Origin of the sequence: Streptomyces sp. ALB3, assembly GCF_044385685.1 — a bacterium.
Taxonomy (GTDB): domain Bacteria; phylum Actinomycetota; class Actinomycetes; order Streptomycetales; family Streptomycetaceae; genus Streptomyces.
Map to the genome: position 1 here is coordinate 119,347 of NZ_JBISCE010000031.1, position 19,281 is coordinate 138,627.

Here is a 19,281-nt window from a genome sequence, read left to right on the forward strand (position 1 = left end):
GACAGGCGGAGTGTCCGGCCCGCGCCCGGAAGCGTGGAACACGCGGCGGTGCGCCGGCGCGGGCCCCGACCGCGCCCGGTACTCGCGCCCTCTGAATCCCCGGGCGCCCTTGTGCGATGGCCGGCCGCTGCCCGAAGGTACAGGCAGGCGGAGTGACTTCTCCGGTCGCCGGACAGACCGGCCGCGCTGACCTGGGCTGCCCGCCGTCCTTGCCCCGGGGGCAGTTGGACCCCTGGGCGGCGTCATCTTCGTACCGTCCTGCCGGCGCCCGGCGGGCAAGCGAGCAGGGCGCACCCACCCACCCCTCGGTCTGGAGCCTCGATGAACACCTCGCCGGCGAACTCCGCATCCGGCCGTCCGCACCGCATGGACCCGGCCGGCGGGTGCCCGCACGCGGCCAACGCCCGCCTGCTGTCCCAGGGCGCGGTCACCTCGGTGGTCCTGCCCGGCGAGGTGGAGGGTATGGCGGTACTCGGCCACGACGCCCTGAGGGAGTTTCTCGCACACCCTGATGTCGCCAAGGACGCGCGGCACTTCGCGGCACTCCAGGCAGGTGAGATCGCCGACGGCTGGCCGCTGAGGACCTTCGCGACGGTCCAGGGGATGACCACCGCCGACGGTGCCGACCACCGACGGCTGCGCTCCCTGGTGAGCAAGGCGTTCACGGCGCGCCGCGTGGAGCAACTGCGGCCGCGTGTCGAGGCGTTGACGGCCTCGCTCCTGGACGGTCTCGACCGGGCGGCCACGGCCGGTGACGGCGTCGCCGACCTGCGTACACACTTCGCGTTGCCCCTGCCCATGGGCGTCATCTGCGAACTGCTGGGCGTCGACGCCGGACAGCACGAACGACTGCACCACCTGTCCGACCGCATGGTCAGCACCGACACCGGCCCCGCGGAGGCGATGGCTGCCAACCGGGAGATGGTTCAGGTGCTCGGTGCGGTGGTGACCGCCCGGGAGGAGGACCGGAGGGACGACCTCATCAGCGCACTGATCACGGCCCGGGAGGCGGACGGTGACCGGCTCGCTCCGCAGGAGCTGATCGGCACCCTGATGCTGACGATCGTCGCCGGCCACGAGACGACGCTCAATCTGATCACCAACGCCGTCCGCGCCCTGTGCACCCACCGGGACCAGCTCGCCCTGGTCCGGTCGGGCGCGGCGGACTGGACGGACGTGGTGGAGGAGACGCTGCGCTGGGACAGCCCGGTGAGCTACTTCCCCTTCCGCTACCCCACCCGCGATCTGACGCTCGACGGCACCCTGATCCCCAAGGGGACTCCGGTACTCGCCGGGTACTCCGCGGCGGGCCGCGACACGAAGGCCCACGGCGCCGACGCCGGCCGCTTCGACGTCACCCGCGACGGCGGGACCCGGCACCTCTCGCTCGGTCATGGCGCGCACTACTGCGTGGGCGCCCCTCTGGCGCGGATGGAGAGCGCCGTGGCGCTGTCGCAGTTGTTCGCGCGTTTCCCCGACCTCGACCTCGCCGTCCCCGACGCGGAACTGCCGAGGCACGCCTCCTTCGTGGGCAACAGTGTCCGGGCCCTTCCGGTGCGCCTGCGGCGCTGAGGCGGGCCCCTCGCCGACCGGGGCGTGCCGGGGGTGCGCCGACGGGGCGCCCCGGGCCGGTACTCGCGTGACGCGAACACCCCTTGTGCCGGTGCGCCGGGTCCGGTCTCATCGTCACGGCAGCCGCACTCACGGATGACAACGTTGCCAGGCGTCATGCCGCGCCATGCGTCAGGTCGGCGCCGGGCGCCGCCGTGGTCCCACCTCACGAAGGAGTACCCCGATGCGCTCACGCCCCTCCGCCATCCAGCGGCTGTGCCTCGCAGCCGTGAGCTCCGTCGCCCTGTCCGTCACACAGCTGCCGCCGGCCTCGGCCCACGGTTCCGGCGGGCCGTGGGTCGCCGCGTGGGGCGCGAGCCAGGTGACCGGCAGCGACATCCCGGGCAACAGCTGCCCTGCCGGAGCGGGTCTGGAGAACCGGACCGTCCGCAACGTGCTGTTCGTCAGCGCCGGTGGCGACAGGGTCCGTGTCCGGCTCACCAACACCTTCGGTACACGGCCGGTGAGCGTGGAACACGTCACCGTGGCCGTGCAGCGGTCCGGGGCGGCGGCCGTGCCGGGCACACTGCGCACCCTGACCTTCGACGGGCGCGAGCGCACCACGGTCGCAGCCGGCGAGGACCTGTTCAGTGACCCCGTACCGATGCGTGTGCGGCCTCTGTCCAGCCTCCTGGTGAGCGTTCACGTGGCCCAGCCCACGGGCCCGGTGACGAACCATCCGTTCACCGCCCAGGGCAACTACCTCGCCGCCGGGGACGCCGCCGCCGACGCCTCGGGATCCCGGTACACGGACACACCCTGCTGGATGCTGGTGAGCGGTGTCGATGTGCGCGCGAGCGCCCGGACGGCCGGGACCGTGGTGACGTTCGGTGACTCCATCACCGACACGGCGAGCACCACCGGCAACGCGAACCAGCGCTACCCGGACCACCTCGCCCGCAGGCTCCAGGACCGGAAGGGGCACACCCTGTCGGTGGTCAACGCCGGCCTGGGCGGGAACCGCCTCATCGCCGAGCGGGACGGAGAGCCGTACTACGGACCGTCGGGAGTCTCCCGTGTGGAGCGCGACGCGCTCGGCCAGAGCGGCGTCAGGGCCGTCATACTTCAGGAGGGCATCAACGACATCGGCTTCGACGCGTCCGCCGGGGACATCATCGCCGGGTACCGCGCCTTCATCGACAAGGTCCACGCCAGGGGCGTTCGGGTGTACGGAGGAACACTGCTCCCCTTCCGCGGATCGTTCGTGTGGAGCCAGGAACGCCAGGCGACCTGGGCCGTGGTCAACGACTGGATCCGGCACTCCGGAGCGTTCGACGGAGTGGTCGACTTCGCGTCGGCGACCGCGTCGCCCGACGACCCGCTGACGATGGACCCCGCCTACGACAGCGGGGACGGACTGCACCCCAACGACGCGGGCACCCGCGCGATGGCCGACGCGGTCGACCTGGACGCACTGCTCGCCCGGCGCCCGCTGTCGTGAGGCGGGGGCCGCGGCCTGCGGCGCCCTGCCCCTGTCACGGCGATCGGGCGACCTGGGGTTGCAGTTGCCGCTGCGGCAACTCCTACCGTCGTCACCAGGGCCGGAGACACCGGCCCGGCGATACACACGTGCGGGAGTCGCGATGGACTGGCCGATCTCTGAAGTGGCCCGGATGTCGGGCGTGACCGCCCGGACACTGCGCCACTACGACGAGACGGGCCTGCTGCCACCGGCCAGGACCGGCGCCAACGGGTACCGCTACTACGAGGAGCACCAGCTGCGGCTGTTGCAGCAGATCCTCGTGCTGCGGGCGCTGGGCGTGGGGCTTCCGGAGATCGGCCGGATCCTTGCCGCCCAGGTCGACGAGCTGGATGCCCTGCGGGGCCACCACCGGCGGCTGCTCGCGGAGCGGGACCGGCTCGACGCCCTTGCCGGCACCGTCTCCCGCACGATCGCCGAACTGGAGCAGTCCAGGAAGGATGGCAGACCCATGACCGTCAACCGACCGGAGAACCTCTTCGAGGGCGTCCGGCCCTCCCAGTACGCGGAGAACATGCGCGACTTCCCGGAACTTGCTGAGGAGGTCGGACGGCGCGCTGCCGCGATGAGCCAGGCGGACGCCGACGCCGGGCACCTCGAGCGCACGGCACAGATGATCCGGCTGGCCGAACTCATGGCCGCGGGCCACCCGGCCGACGCCGGTCCGGTGCAGTCCGGGATCGACGCCCAGTACCGGGCCCTGTCCCAGCTGCGTACGGTATCCGCCGAGGAGTACCGGGCCATCGGACGCGCCTGCGTGGACAACGAGGCCTGGCGGACCGCGTACGAGTCGATCGCCCCCGGCCTGGCCGCGTATCAGCGCGACGCCATCGAGGCCTACGCCTCCACCCGGCTGCACTGAGGCACAGGGCGACCGCCGTCGCGGGAGCAGGCCGCGGCGGCGGTCGCACCGTGTCAGGCCCGGCTCCGAGGACCGGTCCGGCCCATGTCCCACGGTGCCGGCCTCAGGCCCGGGCAGGGGGTCGGGCAGCGGCTGGGCGTGCCTGTTCCTTCGCGACGCGGCGTCCCGGGCAGTCGGCGCGCCGGACCGCCGCAGCAGGGCCGGATGCGCCCGGTGCACTGCCGGCCTGCCTGGTCCGTCTCGCGCGGGCGAGCCGGGGCCGGCGGGTCCACCGCCTCGATCACCTGCACCGGTCCGCCTCGACCCCTGTGGCAGTCGTCACAGTGTTCTTCCGGGCCGGGTGCCGGTGAACGGCCGGTGCCGGCGGCGCGTATCCACTGGCGAGGTCTTGTGACTCCTACGAAGGGAAAGACGGCATGAGCGCACCGCAGGAGAGCCCGGCCCACTTCGGGCGGCGGTCCGTCGTCGCGGCGGTCGGCGCGGTGGGAGTGGCCGCCGCCCTCACCGCGTGCGGTGGCTCGCAGGACACCGGGGGTTCGGACACGGTCCAGCCGGGCGACGGGAGCGAAGCGGCGAACGGTGACGGCGCGGCCCTCGCGAGGACGGCCGACATCCCAGAGGGCGGCGGAGTGGTGTTCGCCGACAAGGGCGTCGTGGTGACCCAGCCCACGGCCGGCACGTTCAAGGCCTTCTCGTCGAAGTGCACCCATCAGGGCTGCGCCGTGAAGGGGATCGCGGACGGCGTCATCAACTGCCCGTGCCACAACAGCACGTTCGACGCCGCGACCGGTGAGGTGACGGGCGGCCCCGCGACCCAGCCGTTGCCGGAGAAGCGGATCCGGGTGGAAGGCGGCTCCATCACCCTCGCGTGACGGTCCGGGACGGGGACCATTGCGTGGACGCGGAGGAGCCCCCATGATTTCCGGACCGGCCGGACCACAGGAGGTGTCCCGTGACCGTCGCCCAACGCCGTGGCCGTCGGATCATGATGACCGACGCGGAACGGGACACCTACCTCGCGCGACAGCGCACCTGCCGGGTGGCCACGGTCTCCCCTGAGGGCATGCCGCACGTCGGAGCCCTGTGGTTCGTGTGGGACGGCACGTCCGTCTGGCTCTACTCACTCACCCGGAGCCTGCGCTGGGCGCAGCTCCGGCGTGACCCGAGGGCTTCCGTGGTGGTGGACGACGGGGAGGAGTACGGCGAGCTCCGCGGCGTGGAGCTGTCGGGCGAGGTCACCTTCGTGGGCGAGATACCACGGACGGGGGCGGCCTGCGACGAACTGACCGAACCCGAGAGGCTGTTCGCGGCGAAATACCTCGGATCGGACTCCCTGCCGCACGATGGGCGGCACGCCTGGCTCCGCCTCACGCCACGGACCGTCAGGTCCTGGGACTTCAGGAAGCTGCCCCGGCCCGCTTAGGAAGTCGGTGCGTGCAGAGCCCTGCCCGCGGAGCGCAAGGCCTGCACAGCGGCCCGGATCGACGGCCTGCGGTCCGCGTCGGTGCGCCACACCGCGTGGACATGACGCCGCATCGGCTGCCGCACGGGCACCAGGCGCACACCGTCCGGCACCGGCCCCCGCCCCAGCCTGGGCGCCACGCACACACCGAACCCGGCCGCGATCAGAGCGAGTTGGGTGTGATGCTCGCCCGCGAGGTGCGCCACACGAGGCTCGATGCCCTTCGACCGCAGGGTGAACATGAGCCAGTCGTAGCAGAACTCGCCCTCCGGCCAGGACACCCAGTCGTCGTCGGCGAAGTCCTCGATGTCCACCTCCGCCCGGCCGGCGAGGGGATGACCGGCCGGCATGGCGATGTCCGGTGCGTCGTCGAGGAGTTCGGCCCGCGCCAGACCGCCGGGTACGGGCAGACGCTTGTTGCTCCAGTCGAGCACCACGGCGAGGTCGGCATCGCCCTGGAGCACCGCGCGGATTCCGCTCTCCGGCTCCAGCTCCGTGGTACGCAGCGTGAGTCCGGGGTGCTCCGCGCGGAGCGTGGCGAGGGCGGCGGGGAACAGCCCACGGGCCGCCGTCGGAAAGGCCGCGAGCCGGACCTCCCCCACCACCTGCCCCCGCTGCGCCTCGATGTCGGACTGTGCGATCTCCACCTGGGAAAGGATCTTCGCGGCGTGATCCGCGAGCAGCCGGCCCGCGTCGGTGAGCCGGACGCCCCGCCCGTTCCTGGCCAGGAGCTGCTGTCCCACCTCGCGCTCCAGTTTGGCCATCTGCTGGGAGACGGCCGAGGTGGTGACGTGGAGACCCTCGGCCGCCCCGCTCACGGAGCCGTGCTGCGCCAGGGCGTCCAGGGTCCGCAGGCGCTCCAGGTTCAACATGTAAGCGATGCTACGCCAAGCACCCGATGAAGTCTCACTTGTTCTACGCTGTTGCGCTGGTCATGCTTGATCCATGAGCGTTTCCGCCGCATCGAGGCCGACTCCCGCCACCGACACCTCCCTGCCCGCGCCCCCGCCGCGTCGACGGGCCTTCGACTGGCGCATCCGCTTCGCGGCGTTGTCGCTCATCTGGGGGTTCAGTTTCCTGCTGATCAAGGTCGGTACCGACGGGTTCGCGCCGTTCCAGGTGACCTTCGGCCGACTGCTGTCCGGCACAGCGGTCCTCGCCCTCGCGATGGCGGTGCGGCGCGAGCGGCTGCCCAGGTCCGGCCGGACCTGGGGCCACCTGTTCGTCGCCGCCTTCTTCCTCAACGCACTGCCGTTCTCGCTCTTCGCGTACGCCGAGCTGACGATCCCGTCCACACTCGCCGGGATCTGCAACGCCACCTCACCCCTGTGGGGCATGGCACTCTCCCTCGTCGCGCTCTCCGAGGACCGGCCGACCCGGCGCCGCGTCGCGGGGCTGGGCCTGGGATTCATCGGCGTACTGACGGTCCTGGGCGCCTGGCAGGGCTTCTCGGGACTGGACGTCACCGGTACGGCGATGGCACTGCTCGCCTCTCTCAGCTACCCGGTCGGCTGGATCTACGTCCGGCGCACCCTGGCGCGCACCGGCTCCTCGACCCTGGCGCTGACCGGCAGCCAGCTCTTCCTCGGCACCGTGCAACTGGCGCTTGTGGTACCGGTTTTCACCCCGGTTCCGGATGGCTTCCCGCTGCTGCCCACACTCGCCGTGGCGGCTCTGGGCGCACTCGGGACCGGGCTCGCTGTGCTGCTCCAGTACGGTCTCGTCGAGGAGGTCGGCCCCACCACGGCGCAGATGGTCACCTATTTCATCCCGGTGATCGCCACGGTGGCCGGAGTGACCCTGCTCGGCGAGCAGGTGAGCTGGAACACCCCGGTCGGCGCACTCGTGGTCCTCGCGGGCGCCGCACTCACCCAGAGCCGGGCGCGCTCCTCGGGGAGCACGCTCACCGGCGTCCGGCCTCTCAGCCGTGGCTGACCGGCCGTGCGGCCGGTGCCGCTGCCGCCACCGCGTCCGCGAGGGGCTCGATGTCGGCGGTGGACAGCGACGAGACGGTCAGCCGGATCCCCTGGGGTGAGGTCATCCGGAACCGCGCCCCCGGGGCCACCACCCAGCCCGCGTGCAGCAGTCTGGCCACCGCCCCGGTCTCATCGCTCACGGGCACCCACACGTTCATCCCGGTCCGCCCGTACGCCGCGATCCCCCGCTCCCCCAGCGCCCGCACGAGCGCGTCCCGGCGCGCCCCGTAGGAGCGGTCGACGGCCGTCGTGTCGACGGCCCCCGTCTCCCACAGGTGCGCGACCGTGCGCTGCAGCAGCCCGCTGACCCAGCCGGGCCCCAGTCGCTGACGGCCCGTCACCCGGTCGACGGTCAGACCGTCCCCGGTGAGCACGGCGACCCGCAGATCGGGCCCGTACGCCTTGGAGGCGGACCGCACGAAGGCCCAGCGCTCCGTGACCCCCGCGAGGGGGTGCACCGGGAGGTCGACGATGGCATGACCGTGGTCGTCCTCGATCAGCAGGACAGCTGGATATTCGGCGAGCACGGACCGAAGCGCGTCGGCTCTGCCCGCCGTGACCGTCGCGCCGGTCGGGTTCTGTGCCCGGTCCGTGACCACCAGAGCCCTGGCCCCCGCCCGCAGGGCCCGTCGCACCTCCTCGGGCAGCGGGCCCTCGCCGTCCAGCGCCACGGGCACCACGCGCATGCCGAGCGCCGGGACGAGGTCCAGCAGCGCGCCCCACCCCGGGTCCTCGACAGCCACCGCGTCACCTGGTCTGAGGTGTGCGACGAGCACGCGCTCGATCGCGTCGAGGGAGCCGGAGGCCACCGCCACGGGCCCGGCGGGCACGCCGTCGGCGTCCAGGCCGGCCCGCGCGAGCTCCGCGAACCGCGGGAGGACCGCCGCGTCCCCGTAGAGGGCCGGCTCACGGCCGTAGGCCTGCGCGGCCACCGCCAGCGCCGGCGCCAGATCCGGCAGAAGGGCGGGATCGGGATTGCCGTCGCCGAGGTCACGCACCCCCGGAGGGGCCTCCACCCTCAGCGAGCCCCGCGCCGTGCTCGCGGGCCGGGGCCGCACCCGGCTCCCCCGCCGCCCCGCCGTCTCGATCACTCCGCGCTCACGGAGGGTCCGGTACGCGGCGGCGACCGTATTGGGATTGACGCCGAGCGTGGCCGCCAACTCCCGCATCGGCGGCAGCACATGACAGGGCGCGAGGTCTCCCGAGGCGACACCGAGTTCCACGCTCGCGGCGATGTCGGATGCACGCCGCCCACTGATCCGATACTCTCCTAGCACAAACAACATTATGCACTAGTGCAATGGAGTACGCAATGCCGGACACCTCCACGCCCGACGGCACCGGCCTCCCGGGAACCGCCGCCTACGAGCCGACGGAGCGCACGGTCCCGAGCCGCGCCAGGCAGCGCGCCTCGTACGACCGCGAAACCGTCCACTCGATACTCGACGAGGCCTACCTCTGTCACCTGGGATTCGTCCGCGACGGTGCGCCGGTCGTCCTCCCCACCCTCTTCGGCCGGATCGGCGAGCGACTGTACGTGCACGGCTCGACCGGGTCACGCCCGCTGCGCACGGCGGGCGCGGCGGACCCGGGCCTCGCCGTCTGCCTGACCGTCACGCACGTGGACGGTCTCGTGCTCGCCCGTTCCGCCTTCCACCACTCGATCAACTACCGCTCCGTCGTGGTCCACGGCATCGCGAGGACGGTGACCGACCCGGAGGAGCGGCGCGTGGCACTCGACGCCATCGTCGACCAGGCGGTGCCGGGCAGGTCGAAGGACTCGCGTCCGGCGGACGCGAAGGAGCTGGCCGCGACCGCGGTGATCCGCCTCGACCTCGACGAGGTCTCCGCCAAGATCCGTACGGGCGGGCCGAACGACGAACCCGAGGACCTCGCCCTTCCGCACTGGGCGGGCGTCGTCCCGGTGGCCAGGCGGTACGCGGAGCCCGTACCGTCCGGCGACCTGGATCCGGCCGTCGAGGTGCCGGACTACCTCGCCGCGCTCTGACCCGCCGCCTCCGGTCGCCACCCGTTCCGTGAAGCCGCCGCCGGGGTGCCCCGGCGGCGGACGGCCGCCCCAACGCCGTGCGCCTCGGCGAGGCGGGCCCCGGCGCCTCGCTCAGGCAGCGGGGCCGGACGAGTGGTCCGCCCTCCCTACGAGGAGGAGGGCGGCCGGGACAGCTCGTCTTCGGCATCGGCCGGTCCGGGTGCCCGCGTCGTTTCCGGCCCCTGAGCACCCGGCCCGGAGGCCACCGGCCCGGACGGCGGCCTGGGTGCTGACGACTGGGCGATGAAGGCACCGATCAGCACCACTCCGCCTCCCACGAGCTGCGGAGCGGAAAGGTGCTCACCCAGCAGGACCCAGGCGAGCACGGTCGCGATGACCGCCTCCAGACAGGCGACGACGCCGGCGACCTGCGGGGAGAGCAGCCGCACCGACACCACCCCGGTGACGTAGGCCAGCACGGTCGCGAGCAGCACGATCCAGCAGAGCAGCAGCCATGCGGGGACGCCGCGCCCGTCCATGTCCGCGTGCCCGCCGAGGACCGCCCAGTCCATGCCCCACGGCCTGGCCACCACCGTGAGCACGGCCGCCCCGGCCAGGAGCCCGTAAGCGATCACACCGACCGGGTGCGGAGGTCCGGCGCCCGCCGTGCCCCCGTGTCCGGCCCCCTGGTCCGACAGGACGAAGTAGCCCACCTGACAGCACGCCGCGCCGAGGGCGAGAAGCAGACCGACCACGTCGAAGGTCAGGCCGGCCCACACCTCGACCACGCAGGCGAGCCCGCCGACCGCCAGCACCACACCGGCCGCGGCGGCCCGGGTGACGGGTCGCCTCTGCACGAAGCGCACCCAGCCGAGGACGAGCGCGGGCGCCAGATACTCGATGAGGAGGGCCACGCCGACCGGGATGCGCGAGATCGACGCGAAGTAGAAGGCCTGGACCCCGGCCACGGCGAACAGCCCGAACCCGGCCAGCAGGACGGGCCGCTCCCGCACCAGGTTCCGGTGCCGCCACGCGACCGGCAGCATGACCAGGGCGGCGCCGGCAACCCGGAGCCACACCACGTGCAGCGGGTCGAGCCCCGCCTCGATCAGCGGCTTGGCCGCGACCCCTGAACCACCGAAAGCGAAGGCCGAGGCGAGGGCGAGGCCCAGACCGGCACTTCTCCTCTGAGACGCGTGCATCGGCACATCATGGCAGCAGGCGTCAGCAGCGTCACCCCCGTCACACCTGTCCGCCGCGTGTTCATGATCACCCCTGCGGGTCTCTCCCGGCCGACCGGTCCGCCGCGCGGGCACCCAGCCACTCGGCCGGGACACCGGCTCGCTCCAGCACCTCGACCGCACGGGACCGGGGATCGGCGACCAGCGCCGCAAGCAGATCGAGCCCGTCGGCGTGGAGCTCCCCCCGCACCAGGGCACTCCGGGCGGCACACTCCAGTGCGGCCGCCGCCGCGGGCGACCATCCCTCGCCCCCGGGCGTCCGTACGGCTCCGGAGTGCCCCGCATCCTCCTGCGCGGCCTGCCAGCGGAGGCCGTAACCGATGCTGCGCTGCACGAGGTACCCGAGCACCCTTGCCAGCCGGGGTCCGCCGCCGAAGGCCCTCCGCGCCCCGGGGTCGGACTCGACCAGGGAGTGCAGGAGATGAGCGGTGTCCACATGGCGGTCCCCGTCGCGTACCGCCCTCCTGCGGGCACCTGTCACCACGGCGGCCAGCGTGGCGCCCGGCCCGGCACCGGCCCACGGGTGGTTCGGTGGGGCATGGTCGGGGATCCCTGGCGTCCGGAAGTGCACCTCTCCACCCCATCAGCCCCGGGGCGTGTATTCATCCCCGGCGCGGCCCATCCGCCATCCCGCGAAAGGCGGGCACCACAGGGGACGCCCTCATCCTTGCGGATGAGATCAGGCCACGCCCCCGGGCACGGCGGACAGTGGACAGGCCCCCTCGCCGGGGGCCTGCCGGGCTCGCGCGGACCGCACGGCTCAGTGCTCGTCGGCGAGGATCAGATACAGCTTCTTACGGGCGTCGTTGATCACCGTGAGGGCCTTCTGCCGCTGGTCGGCCGAGCCGGTCCTCCAGACCTGGCCGAACGCCTCCATGAGACCGAAACCGGCCTGCCGGATCTCGTTCACCCCCTCCCAGTCGACACCGCGCCCCGCTTCCTCCCAGGGCGCGTCGGGGCCGGTCTCGGCCTCACCACGACCCAGATCGGTGAGGGTGAACAGCTTCTTGCCGCCCTCACTGGCACTGATGATCAGCCCCTCGTCCTCCAGCAGCTGAAGGGTGGGGTACACCGATCCGGGGCTCGGCTTCCAGGCCCCCCCACTGCGCTCGCCGATCTCCTGGATCATCTCGTAGCCGTGCATCGAGCGGTCCTTGAGCAGCGCGAGGATCGACGCCCGGACGTCACCGCGCCTCGCCCTGCCCCGTCCGCCTCCCCGGCCGCGTCCGCCACCGAAGGGGCCGCCGCCGAAAGGCGGCCCGAACGGTCCGAACGCGGCACGCCCGCCTTCCACGTCACCCCAGCCGGCGCCTCGACGCCCGGGGCCGCGTCCGTGGCCTTCTCCATGTGAACGCATGACCGCGCTCCTCTCCGCATAGTCGCATCGCGACTGTTCTACGAACTGTCGCGATGCTTCAACGATATATCGGTAGTGTCCGCATCACAAGGCGCCCCCGGGCCGCGTCGACCTGTCGGAGGGTGTCGACCGCTTGTCAGCGAAGGCCGATCGATCGACTTCTGTACCAGTCGGGGATGACTGTCCGCGGGGTTTGCGACCGTGGAGGATGACCGCGGACGGCGACGATCACTCCGCTCGACGGGTCGGTAGTGTGCGGCAATGACAAGAAGCGAGCGGCTCGCGGATCAGTTGGATTGGTACTGGCGTGAGAACCTGCGGCCTCGGCTGGACGGTCTGACTGACGAGGAGTACTTCTGGGAGCCGGTGCACGGCTGCTGGAGCATCCGCCCACGTGGCACGTCGAACGCGCCGATGTCGGGAGGCCCGGGGGAATGGACGATGGACTCCGCGTCCCCTGCCCCGGTGCCGGCACCGGTGACCACGATCGCCTGGCGGCTGGCGCACATCGTCGTCTCGTGCCTGGGGTACCGGGTCGGATGGTACTTCGGCGGCCAGGACGTCGACTCCCGGACATTCGCCTACGCGGGGACCGCTGACGAGGCTCTGGGACAACTCGATGAGATGTATCGGAAATGGGACGCGGGGGTCCGCGAGCTCTCGGACGCCGATCTGGCCGGTCCGCCCACGGTGGGTCCCGAGCGGTTTCCCATGGAGAACAGGGTCCTGCACGTCAACAGGGAGCTGATCCATCACGGCGCCGAGATCTCCCTGCTGCGCGACCTCTACCGCCGGCGGGACGGAGCCACCACGCCCCCGCGTACCTGAACACGGAATGACCAGCCCGCGGTGGCACTGACCGGCGTCGATCATCCTTCAGTGGCAATCGGTCAGCGATCACTGGCACCGGTCACGCGTCGAGGCGACCGGACGCCGCCGGTGCACACCATTCATGGCCGGGAGCCTTCACGGACACCGCCCCGGCGACCGGTCAGCTGCGCGAACGCGCTCGTGGCTGCGGGCGGGCGACCCGGCCCCGCGCCGGGACTCCTCGGCGAGCTGCCGGCCGCCGCACCCGCTCAGCCGGAGAGGCCCGAGCCGATGTGGTCCAGCACCACGGCGGCGCCGTCCTCTGCGGCGAGGCCGTGCGCGAGTCCGGCCGCCCGGCGACGGAGCGCCGGCTCGGACAGGCAGGCCCTGATCGCGGCGCCGAGGGCTTCGGCGGTGAGGTCGTTGAACGGCAGGGGCCGGGGGGAGACTCCCAGACGGTGCAGGCGGGCGGCCCAGAACGGCTGGTCGGCCATGACGGGTACCGGCAGGGCGGGTACCCCGGCCCGCAGGCCGGCAGCGGTGGTACCCGCCCCGGCGTGGTGGACGACGGCGGCGGTGCGGGGGAACAGCCAGTCGTGCGGAAGGTCGCCGACGGCCAGGACGTCAGGGCCGCAGCCACTCAGTCCGGCCCACCCCGCCTGCACCACCGCGCGCACACCCGCCCGGTCCACCGCGGCGGCCACCAGCTCCGTGAGCCTTTCCCCGTGCCCCGGTGCCATACTGCCGAACCCGATGAACACCGGGGGCGGTCCGGCCTGGAGGAAGTCGACGACTTCGTCCGGGGGTCGCCACCCGCACGGCCTGGCGGGCCACCAGTAGCCCGCCACATGGACCCCGGGCGGCCAGTCCGCGGGGCGTGGCACGACCAGCGCGCTGTAGCCGTGGAAGACCGGCCGGAGGCCGCCACCCGACGGCGGGCCGGCGGGCAGCCCGAGGCGGGCGCGCAGCCGGGCCGCGGCGCCCGCGAAGAGCTGTTCCGCGCGCCTCACCACCTCACGGCCCGCGGCAAGGTTGCCCTCCGGCCCCAGGCCGCCGGTGTCCTGGGCGCCGGGCAGCGGGAAATGCCCGGTCGCGAACGACGGGGTGAGATAGGTGCCGACGACGGGGACACCGGACGCCTCGGCGGCCGCCCGGCTGAGCGGTGCCGGGCCGAAGGCGGTGAGCACCAGATCGCAACCGGCGGCCACGGCATCCGCAACTCCGTCGGCGAGCCCGTCCACGTAGGCCCTCGTCACCGCCCGTGCCTCCTCCCGCGAGGCCGCCCGGGACCAGGCGCGCAGCAGGTCCTGCGGGTCCCCCGGCACAGGCCGGTGCTCGAGACCGCAGCCGCGGACGAGTGCGGCGAAGGACGGGTGGGCGGCCACGGCGACACGGTGGCCCGCGTCCAGCAGGCGCCGCCCCAGGCCTGTGAAGGGGGCGACGTCTCCCCGTGAACCGGCAGTGACGATCAGGATCCGCATGCGGCCATCCTCCCCGTCGCGCGCCACCCGGGGCCGGAGTACCCGGTGCCGCGGGCCGCCCATCGGCAATTGGCCTTGGACCGCACGTACGGCGCTCCCTACGGTCGGTCCCATGAAGATCCGCATCGTCGACGCGTTCACCGACCGCCCCTTCGCGGGCAACCCCGCCGGAGTCGTGCTCCTGCACTCCGGCGCCTTCCCCCGGGCGGACCGCCTCCAGCTCGTCGCCTCCGAGGTCAATCTCTCGGAGACCGCCTTCGCCCACCCCCTGGCGCCGGGCGGTGAGGCCGACTGGGCGCTGCGCTGGTTCACCCCGGCCACCGAGGTCGACCTCTGCGGGCACGCGACACTGGCCACCGCCCATGTCCTGCACACCACCGGCGCCGCGAGCGGTACGGTGCGCTACGCCACCCGTTCCGGGATCCTGCGCACCACGGCCCACGACGACGGCACCCTCACACTGGACTTCCCGACAGCGCCGCTCACTCCGGTGCCCGTCCCGGCCGGCCTGGCGGCCGCACTGGGTGCGTCGCCCCTCTCGGTCAACGACACGGGGGAACACATCGGTGACCTGCTGGTGGAGCTGGCCGACGAAGCGGCCGTACGCGCCCTGCGGCCCGACTTCCGGGCGCTGGGGGCCTGCTCCCGGCGGGGCGTCATCGCCACGGCGCCCGCCGAGGACCCCGCGAGCGGATACGACTTCGTGTCGCGCGGATTCTTCCCCCGAGTGGGCATCGACGAGGACCCGGTGACCGGCAGCGCCCACACCGCCCTGGCGCCCTTCTGGTCGGCGAGGCTCGGGCGCGACGACCTCACCGGGCTCCAGGCCTCGGCCCGCTCGGGCCTCGTGCGTACGTCGCTGCGCGGCGAGCGCACCCTGCTGACGGGCGGCGCCGTCACGGTGATCGACGGGGAACTGCTCACCGGGCTCTGAGAACGGCCGGAGCGGGCCGCCCCGTCACGGGGTGGGGAGCCAGCCCACCTTGCCCGCGAGCAGCGCGTACCCGACGAACGCCCCGATGTCGAGCAGGGCGTGCGCGACGACCAGCGGCCCGACCCGGCCCCAGCGCCTGTACAGCAGCACGAAGACGACGCCCATGACCATGTTGCCGATGAAACCGCCGATCCCCTGGTACAGGTGGTAGGAACCGCGCAGCACGGAGCTCGCCATCAGGGCGGCCATCGGGGTCCACCCCAGCTGTCCCAGGCGGCGCAGGAGATAGCCGACGACGATGACTTCCTCCACCAGGGAGTTCTGCACCGCGGAGAGGATCAGTACGGGGAACTTCCACCACACGTCGGGCAGCGACTCGGGGACGACCGTCAGGTTGAACCCGGCCGCACGCGCCACCAGGTAGAACGCCAGTCCCGCGCTGCCGATCCCCGCCGCCACGAGGGTTCCCCGGCCGAGGTCCGGCCAGGGCCGGGCACGGTCGAGGCCGAGGGTCCGCAGACCCGCCCCCTCCCTCATGAGGAGGTGGGCCACCAGCGCGACCGGCACGAGAGCCGAGGCGACGCCGAACAGCTGCCAGGCCAGGTCGAGCCACGGCCGCCCGGGGGCGTACGAGCCGTTCAGCGTAGCCGCCTGGTCCTTGAGGCCTCCCGGTTTCGTCAGCGACCCGATGAAGCTGATCAGCGCGGACACCCCACTGGCCCCGAGTGAGAGAGCCAGCACGAGCAGCGTCTCCGACCGCAGGGTCCGCCGGGGCACCCCCTCGTGCGGAATGGATTGAGCCACGCGCCCCGCCTCCACCTGTACACCTGCCGTCAGCCATGCGTGGTCATAGCTTGCCCGACGTGGTGCCGGCGGCGGGACACCGGGCGGCCTCCTCAGGGGGCGGGAAAGCCGACGGGCCAGGTGTGCACCGGCTCCCCCGCCTGCATGAGTTCGCCGTAGCGCCGGGTGGTCGCCGCCAGCGCGCCCTCGCGTGCCAGGCCGGCCTCCAGCGCGCGGTGGTACGTGTCGACCTGCCAGGAGGCTCCGTTGACCCGGAGTCTGCAACGCTCCTCGATGACCCCGAGGTAGCGGTCGCGGTCCGAGGGCTCGATGTTCCAGGCGTCGAGCCCGGCGGCTGCGAGCGGCAGCAGCTCGTCCTGGACGAGCTTGACGGCGGGCACCTTCGTCACGCCGCCGGAGCGCCCGGGGCGCGGCCAGTGGAGCTCGGCCTCGATGCCGTGCCGGCAGGCCGTGTCGAAGTTCTCGGCCGCCGCCTCGAAGGGCAGCTTGGTCCACACGGGCCGGGACTCGTCGGCGAGGGCGCGTACCAGCCCGTAGTAGAAGGCCGCGTTGGCGATCACATCGACGACCGTGGGGCCGGCCGGCAGGACCCGGTTCTCCACCCGAAGATGGGGAACGCCGCCCGCCACGCCGTACACCGGCCGGTTCCACCGGTAGACGGTGCCGTTGTGGAGGACGAGTTCGGCCAGTGCCGGCGTCCCGCCCTCGTCGAGGACGCGCCCCGGATCCTCCTCGTCACACATCGGCAGCAAGGGCTGGTAGTAGCGCAGGTTCTCCTCGAAGAGTTCGTACGCCGAACTGATCCAGCGCTCACCGAACCAGGTCCTCGGGCGTACCCCCTGGTTCCGGAGTTCGGGCGGCCGCACGTCCGTGGCCTGCTGGAACAGCGGCGGCCTCGACTCGCGCCACAGCTCCTTGCCGAAGAGGAAGGGCGAGTTGGCCCCGAGGGCGATCTGCACGGAGGCGACGGCCTGGGCCGCGTTCCAGACGTCCGCGAAGCGGTCCGGTGTCACCTGCAGGTGCAGCTGGACGGATGTGCACGCCGATTCCGGGGCGATCGACGCAGAGGTCGAGACCAGTCGCTCGACACCTTCGATATCGAGGACGAATTCCTCGCCGCGCGCTGCCGCCATTTGATCGTTGAGAAGCGTGTAACGGTCGACGTCCGACAGGTTCGCCGAAACCACGTCGTCCCGTCCGAGCGTCGGCAGGATGCCGATCATCACGATCCCGGCGTCGACCTCCGTCGCCTTCCGGTGGGCATATGCGAGCCCCGTGCGCAGTTCCTCGGCCAGCTGATCGAATACCCGGCCGCTCAGCCGGTGGGGAAGAATATTTACTTCCAGGTTGAACATCCCCAGTTCCGTCTGGAAATCGCGGCTGGCGATGCGCTGGAGCACCTCCGCATTCCGCATCCTCGGCATGCCGTCCGGACCCGCGAGATTCAGCTCGATCTCCAGCCCCATGAGATTCCTCGGCCGATCGAACCTCCGCTCCGACAGGAGCCGCTCCAGCACCTTCAGGCACTGGGTCAGCTTCTCGCGGTACGCCTGCCGATCGGACGGGGCAAAGGCGCCCGCCACGATCTTCTCGCCCATCGGGGGTCCCTCCTCGGGTGGGCGGCCCGCGGCCCAGGCCGCTCGCGTCACGATCGATAATGCCCCGCCGAGATGATCCGTAACGCCCCCACGCCCTACGAGCACCAAGTAGTCTGATGACTGACGCCGGAGGCACATTCCGAAGGCATGAGGCATATGCAGTGTGCGTGATCGAGTCGCACGACGGAAACGCCGACGCGTTTCAGCCTACCGCCGCATAGGGAAAGTACCTGGCGGCAGGCGCCGAGGGCGGCCCGGATCCACATAAAGTGCGCAATTCCAAGACTCAAATCGCCCTTGCGGGCAATACGCGGGACGGCTAGCCGAAACACCGTGTGAACATTTGTCGTATAAACTCTGCGAACGAGGCAGAGAGTTGACGCATCGGCCCGTCCGCCCCGTCACCGGCCTTCCTCTGGCCCCGCACGCCGACAGCGCCGTCTGCACCCGCCCACGCACCACCGTGTCTCCGAAGTGAGAGGCAACCCACTATGCCGCTGCATGTTTCTCCGGCCCCAGCGCCCGCACTGCGCAGCGTTCTCGCGGCACTCGGTTCTCCCACCGCAGTCCGTGAGGCCCATACGCCCGCTCTCCGGTCCGTCCAGGGATCGCTGAGCCCGGAACTTCCCCTTCCCGTCCATGTACTGGACAGGATCGTGCCGAACGAGGCGGCACCGCGCACCCGGCTCGCGGGCTGGCGCTTCCTGATCCGCAGCGGAGAGCGCGTGGTCGCGGCCGCGGACACCATGCTCACCGCCGACGGCTGGACCTTCTCGCACTTCTTCGAGGGGCCCTACATCGTCTCCACCGAACTCGCCCTACGCCAGGCGGAGTCGACGACGACGCCCTACCAGCCGCGGCTGCTGTCGGTGCCCGAGCTCTACATGTTCACCTTGTGGCTGCACCACGACGTCGATGCCGACGCCGGCGGCGGTGTACTCGCACCGACCGATGTGCTGGTCCCCCTGGCGCCGGCCCCTCCGGGGATCACGGCCCACCGCCCGCACCGGGTCGCGGACCTGCTCCCGGTCATGACACTGCGCGTCACCCCGCCCCCGCTCCCCGACCTCCCGGAGGTTCCCGTGGTCCCCGGCCTCCTCGGATCGCCCGCCTGACCCCCGCTCCGTACGTGCGCCCCCGCAGACTCGTCGGCGGGGGCGCACCCCTACCCGTCCGGACTAGTCCGGTCAGGCCACCCCGAACCATCCGAACGGACAGTGCAGTTGCGTCGAACCGTCCGGCCGGGTGATGCGTCATGGGAGGAGAACACCTGCTGCCGCGAAATACCTGCGGAGAGACGCCCGCAGGGCAACACTGGGACCGGACCGACTTGATACGGGGGCGGCCATGAACACTTCGTCCAGCCGCAGGACGCTCGACTCAACGCAGCGAAAGAACCCAGCCATGTGCCAGCACCAGCCACCCTGCCCGACCGCCGACTCCAACGACCGGGAGGCCGCCCGTCTGACGGCGCACCACCCGGAACAGGGCTGGAGTCTGCTGTGCAACGGCGTCCTGCTCTTCGAGGACACCGGTGAGCTGCTCCCGGACGGGCAGATCATCGCGCCGCACCGCTCGCTGAAGAGCGGCCAGGTGAAGGAAGCCGCCTGATCGCGGCGGACGGAACACGGGGGCCGGCCGGAGAGCACTCCGCACCGGCCCCGACGCGTCTTCCGCC

The 19,281-nt window shown here is 72.2% G+C and carries 19 protein-coding genes; 11 read left to right on the forward strand and 8 right to left on the reverse strand.

From position 1 onward, the window contains the following. Positions 1 to 321 precede the first annotated feature (321 nt). The 5 genes from ACHFIV_RS19300 (at position 322) to ACHFIV_RS19320 (ending at position 5,376) form a co-directional block, all read left to right on the forward strand. On the forward strand, positions 322 to 1,572 hold the full coding sequence (locus tag ACHFIV_RS19300; protein ID WP_398970340.1) for a cytochrome P450: 1,251 nt from the start codon (positions 322 to 324) through the stop codon (positions 1,570 to 1,572). A gap of 223 nt (positions 1,573 to 1,795) precedes the next feature. Continuing rightward, positions 1,796 to 3,052, forward strand: coding sequence for an SGNH/GDSL hydrolase family protein (locus ACHFIV_RS19305; protein ID WP_398970343.1), 1,257 nt, complete (start codon positions 1,796 to 1,798; stop codon positions 3,050 to 3,052). 142 nt (positions 3,053 to 3,194) lie between these two features. Beyond that, positions 3,195 to 3,953, forward strand: a complete 759-nt coding sequence (locus ACHFIV_RS19310) for a MerR family transcriptional regulator (protein ID WP_398970345.1) — start codon at positions 3,195 to 3,197, stop codon at positions 3,951 to 3,953. Positions 3,954 to 4,369: 416 nt separating this feature from the next. After that, complete coding sequence (locus ACHFIV_RS19315) at positions 4,370 to 4,825, forward strand: Rieske (2Fe-2S) protein (RefSeq protein WP_398970348.1); 456 nt, start codon at positions 4,370 to 4,372, stop codon at positions 4,823 to 4,825. An 80-nt stretch (positions 4,826 to 4,905) separates the two neighbouring features. Next, complete coding sequence (locus tag ACHFIV_RS19320; RefSeq protein ID WP_398970350.1) at positions 4,906 to 5,376, forward strand: pyridoxamine 5'-phosphate oxidase family protein; 471 nt, start codon at positions 4,906 to 4,908, stop codon at positions 5,374 to 5,376. Here ACHFIV_RS19320 and ACHFIV_RS19325 read toward each other — a convergent pair. Beyond that, positions 5,373 to 6,287 (reverse strand): LysR family transcriptional regulator, encoded by a 915-nt coding sequence (locus ACHFIV_RS19325; protein ID WP_398970352.1) that lies wholly within the window; start codon positions 6,285 to 6,287, stop codon positions 5,373 to 5,375. The two genes, ACHFIV_RS19320 and ACHFIV_RS19325, sit on opposite strands and share 4 nt — an antisense overlap. A 73-nt stretch (positions 6,288 to 6,360) precedes the next feature. Between ACHFIV_RS19325 and ACHFIV_RS19330 the strand changes: the two genes are divergently transcribed. Further along, entirely contained in the window at positions 6,361 to 7,350 is a 990-nt protein-coding gene (locus ACHFIV_RS19330; RefSeq protein ID WP_398970355.1) for a DMT family transporter, read from the forward strand. Here the strand turns inward: ACHFIV_RS19330 and ACHFIV_RS19335 are convergent. Further along, positions 7,337 to 8,668, reverse strand: a complete 1,332-nt coding sequence (locus tag ACHFIV_RS19335) for an aminotransferase class I/II-fold pyridoxal phosphate-dependent enzyme (protein ID WP_398970358.1) — start codon at positions 8,666 to 8,668, stop codon at positions 7,337 to 7,339. The two genes, ACHFIV_RS19330 and ACHFIV_RS19335, sit on opposite strands and share 14 nt — an antisense overlap. 35 nt (positions 8,669 to 8,703) lie before the next feature. Here ACHFIV_RS19335 and ACHFIV_RS19340 point away from each other — a divergent pair, with 35 nt between their 5' ends. After that, positions 8,704 to 9,399, forward strand: a complete 696-nt coding sequence (locus ACHFIV_RS19340; protein ID WP_398970361.1) for a pyridoxamine 5'-phosphate oxidase family protein — start codon at positions 8,704 to 8,706, stop codon at positions 9,397 to 9,399. Between the two features lie 146 nt (positions 9,400 to 9,545). Here the strand turns inward: ACHFIV_RS19340 and ACHFIV_RS19345 are convergent, their stop codons facing one another. The 3 genes from ACHFIV_RS19345 to ACHFIV_RS19355 form a co-directional block, all read right to left on the reverse strand. Continuing rightward, the gene (locus ACHFIV_RS19345) at positions 9,546 to 10,580 is read right to left on the reverse strand and encodes an EamA family transporter (protein ID WP_398970364.1); all 1,035 of its coding nucleotides are present in this window, start codon (positions 10,578 to 10,580) and stop codon (positions 9,546 to 9,548) included. A 67-nt stretch (positions 10,581 to 10,647) separates the two neighbouring features. After that, positions 10,648 to 11,190 (reverse strand): Clp protease N-terminal domain-containing protein, encoded by a 543-nt coding sequence (locus ACHFIV_RS19350; protein ID WP_398970366.1) that lies wholly within the window; start codon positions 11,188 to 11,190, stop codon positions 10,648 to 10,650. Positions 11,191 to 11,379: 189 nt separating this feature from the next. Continuing rightward, positions 11,380 to 11,976: a PadR family transcriptional regulator gene (locus tag ACHFIV_RS19355; RefSeq protein WP_398970369.1), complete on the reverse strand. Its 597-nt coding sequence runs from the start codon at positions 11,974 to 11,976 to the stop codon at positions 11,380 to 11,382. Between the two features lie 261 nt (positions 11,977 to 12,237). Between ACHFIV_RS19355 and ACHFIV_RS19360 the strand changes: the two genes are divergently transcribed. Next, positions 12,238 to 12,804, forward strand: a complete 567-nt coding sequence (locus ACHFIV_RS19360) for a DinB family protein (RefSeq protein ID WP_398970372.1) — start codon at positions 12,238 to 12,240, stop codon at positions 12,802 to 12,804. A 251-nt stretch (positions 12,805 to 13,055) separates the two neighbouring features. Here ACHFIV_RS19360 and ACHFIV_RS19365 read toward each other — a convergent pair whose 3' ends face one another. After that, positions 13,056 to 14,267, reverse strand: a complete 1,212-nt coding sequence (locus tag ACHFIV_RS19365; protein WP_398970375.1) for a glycosyltransferase — start codon at positions 14,265 to 14,267, stop codon at positions 13,056 to 13,058. A 112-nt stretch (positions 14,268 to 14,379) separates the two neighbouring features. Here ACHFIV_RS19365 and ACHFIV_RS19370 point away from each other — a divergent pair, with 112 nt between their 5' ends. Further along, complete coding sequence (locus tag ACHFIV_RS19370) at positions 14,380 to 15,201, forward strand: PhzF family phenazine biosynthesis protein (RefSeq protein WP_398970377.1); 822 nt, start codon at positions 14,380 to 14,382, stop codon at positions 15,199 to 15,201. A 24-nt stretch (positions 15,202 to 15,225) separates the two neighbouring features. On the opposite strand, the gene ACHFIV_RS19375 is transcribed toward ACHFIV_RS19370, so the two are convergent. Continuing rightward, positions 15,226 to 16,005: a CPBP family intramembrane glutamic endopeptidase gene (locus tag ACHFIV_RS19375; protein ID WP_398970380.1), complete on the reverse strand. Its 780-nt coding sequence runs from the start codon at positions 16,003 to 16,005 to the stop codon at positions 15,226 to 15,228. A gap of 92 nt (positions 16,006 to 16,097) precedes the next feature. Then, positions 16,098 to 17,603, reverse strand: coding sequence for a glutamate-cysteine ligase family protein (locus tag ACHFIV_RS19380; RefSeq protein ID WP_398970383.1), 1,506 nt, complete (start codon positions 17,601 to 17,603; stop codon positions 16,098 to 16,100). A gap of 491 nt (positions 17,604 to 18,094) precedes the next feature. Between ACHFIV_RS19380 and ACHFIV_RS19385 the strand changes: the two genes are divergently transcribed. After that, positions 18,095 to 18,718, forward strand: a complete 624-nt coding sequence (locus ACHFIV_RS19385; RefSeq protein WP_398970386.1) for a hypothetical protein — start codon at positions 18,095 to 18,097, stop codon at positions 18,716 to 18,718. Between the two features lie 289 nt (positions 18,719 to 19,007). Beyond that, on the forward strand, positions 19,008 to 19,214 hold the full coding sequence (locus tag ACHFIV_RS19390) for a DUF5999 family protein (protein WP_398970389.1): 207 nt from the start codon (positions 19,008 to 19,010) through the stop codon (positions 19,212 to 19,214). Positions 19,215 to 19,281 lie beyond the last annotated feature (67 nt).